3 protein-coding genes are annotated in these 2,784 nt (G+C 67.7%); all 3 read right to left on the reverse strand.

Features of this window, described 5'->3' with window-relative positions:
- On the reverse strand, positions 1-1,849 hold a 1,849-nt coding region (gene traD / locus APY03_RS14645), incomplete at its 3' end, for a type IV conjugative transfer system coupling protein TraD (protein ID WP_068677939.1).
- A gap of 4 nt (positions 1,850-1,853) precedes the next feature.
- Positions 1,854-2,402, reverse strand: coding sequence for an integrating conjugative element protein (locus tag APY03_RS14650; RefSeq protein WP_003109779.1), 549 nt, complete (start codon positions 2,400-2,402; stop codon positions 1,854-1,856).
- Positions 2,399-2,784 (reverse strand): lytic transglycosylase domain-containing protein (locus APY03_RS14655; RefSeq protein WP_443082822.1); only part of this gene is annotated, 386 nt, incomplete at its 5' end. The genes APY03_RS14655 and APY03_RS14650, both read right to left, overlap by 4 nt.

The raw sequence follows: 2,784 nt of genomic DNA on the forward strand, positions 1-2,784 counted from the left end.
CCTGGGTGTTCGACGTGAAATCCGTCGCGCCGCGGATGTCTGAGCTGTCCGTCGCGCCCGAGACGATGGTGGTTGTATAGACCTCGACCTTCGGCAACTGCCTCGTCAGCAGTTCCGCGGTGGCCGTCTCGCGCACGCGCAACATGAATAAATTGTTGAAATTCCCGATCACTTGGCCGGCCTTCGCGCGATTTCCGATGCGGGCCTCGATGTCCGAGAGCGTCTGCGTGTACGCCGTGACTTGCAGGCCGGCACCGCCGCCCTTGTTGATGAGCGGGATGAATTCATCGCCCATCAGTTCATTGAATTCGTCCGCGTGCACGTTGATCGGCACGCGAGCGCCAGCCACTGCGCCGGGCAGGCCATCGTCGATTCCGTGCTTGTAGATGTGTCCGGCCACCGAAACCAGGTCAGAGAACATCGAATTGCCGACCGCTGCGGCGACCTCGGCGTCAGACAACGCATCCAGACCCACATAGACGATGGCCCGCTTTCGGATGACCTGCATCCAGTCGAAGATCGGGCGCGGGTCGGCCAGGTCGGAGTAGTTCGGCGCCAGGAGCTGGGCGATCTTGCCGCTCGTGAGCTTTTCCAGCAGCGGCAGCAGCGATGCAACGATCTTGTCGAAGTAGGTCTTGTCGTAGCGCACCGCCGAGCGCAGGCCATCGAGCACAGGGTCGTAGTTGCGCGCCTGGGAGAGGTATTGCTCCAGCGCCACCACACGCTTCTCGCGCCCGATCATGTTCCTTGGGATGTTCTTCTCGTTGAGCTTGGCCTCGATCTGGACGATCACCTCCCAGGCCTTGGGCTCCGTCTTGGCAAAGTAGTGCTGGGCGTACTCAATGAACAGCGCGTCGATGTTGATGACGTGGCGCTGGATCAGCATGTAGTCCGGGCGCTGCCCCAGTTCCACCAGGGCGCGGGCGATGATGTTCACGAAGCGCCATGCGAACTCGCGGAACGCCGCGCTGTTGCCTTCGCCGGAGAGCTGCCCCGCGATGCGTGTCGCCACTTCCGAGATCCGACCGAAGCGGCCCACGGCGTTGTAGCGGGCGCTGATTTCCGGCCAGCCCAAGTGGAAGATGTAGAACTCGCCTTCGCGGCCAGCGCGCTGGGCTTCGACGTACATCCGTTTCAAGAGATCGGCATCCCCCTTGGGGTCGATGACGATGACGACCTCATGCTCGCCGGCAGCATTCCTGCGGCGGATGTCCTGCGTGACGAACAACTCGGCCAGGCGCGTCTTGCCCACCCGCGTGGTGCCCAGCACCAGCGAGTGCCCGACGCGCTCGCCCAGCGGCAGGCTGACGTCCACTTCGTCGGGCTCGATGCCGTGCAGCCTTGGCAGGCCGCCGACAGGCGGCAACGGGCGCACGGGGTTGAAAGGCGCGTCCCAGCCGGTGAGCTTCGGCAGGCGCGAGAGCGGCAATGGCGCGAACTCCAGCCGTTCCTCCAGGCGCCTGGTCAGCCGGTAGGCCGGCGTCGGCTCGACGTAGCGGCGGAACTCGGGCCGGTACGTCTGCATCAGCCGATGCGTGTGCTTCTGCTCCCAGAGAAAGCCGCGCCCCACGAATAGGCGCTGCTGGCTGACCGGCACGTCCTTGCTGGTCATCACGTAACGCGGCAGACGGCGGATGTTGCGCCGGTAGCGCAGGATGATGCGGGCATCGCGGTAGCGGATCGCGCCGTAGGCGCCGAACGCCAAGGCGCTGCCGATGCCCATGGCCGGGCTCAGCGCGAGCGACCATGGGGCCACCAGGCACAGAAACGCGGCGCCTGCACACGCCGCGACGGTGTATAGCTCCACCGCTGGGCGTAGCAGAACCTCGACCGGCTGTTTCCCCGACATGGCTTCATTGCTCGATGCCGGTGGCCGTGATCAGCGCCGGGTAGTGCCGCAGGCCCAGGCGATCGGCCAGGTCGTCGCCGGCCACGGGCGCGAGCGGCACGCCCGGCACCAGGGCGCGCAGCCGCGCCAGGCCCTGCGCGGTCTCGACGTTGACGACCAGGCCGACCGCGCCACGTTCGCGCAAAGCGGCGGCGCGGCGCTGCAACCAGGCCCGGGAAGCCTCGTCGTCGCCGATGACCACGAACGGCCGCAGGCCGGGCGCTTCAATCACACGCCGCGCCACGGTGCCAGGCGTGAGCTTGGCGCTGCGCACCGGCAGCATCGCGGCTTCGTCCGCCCGTGTGGCAGGAACCTGGGGCGTCGGGATGGACGGCCGCGCCGGTGCGTTGGCGCGCGGCTGGAGATTCAGGGCTTCGTAGTACGGCAATGCCGACGTGCCGCCACGGTCCTCGACAACGATCAGTGGCTCGCCGGCACGCGAGGCCAGCGGCAGGCCTGACAGCAGCATGAGTAGGCCCGTGAACGCGAGATGGGCGGGATGGGGTTTCGTCATGGGGAGGTCTCCTGGCGCGCCGCGAGGACCGCGGCGGCTGGTCGCGTGCCCTGCACGCGGGCAAGGTGGCGCGACACGCTGCGCCGATAGCGGGCGGCGGGCTCGCCGCCTGCGGGGCGGTGGTAGCGGCCGATCGCCAGCAGCCAGTCCTCGCCGGGGGTGTGCTGCTCCTTCAGGATCTCGGCGGCAACGGCCAGGTTGCGATACGGATCCAGCAGGTCGCACGCGCCGGTAAAGCGGTGCTTGTGGTAGCCGAGGTTGATCTGGCCCAGGCCCGCATCAATGCGCGTGTGCGGCGTGGCGCGCATCGCCTGCTGCAGGCCAGCGCAGGCGTCGGCGCGCGTGGCGAAGCGGCGCGACTGGCCGGCGACGTTGAGGGACC

Source organism: Variovorax sp. WDL1 (assembly GCF_001541225.1).
In the GTDB taxonomy this organism is placed as follows: Bacteria; Pseudomonadota; Gammaproteobacteria; order Burkholderiales; family Burkholderiaceae_C; genus Variovorax.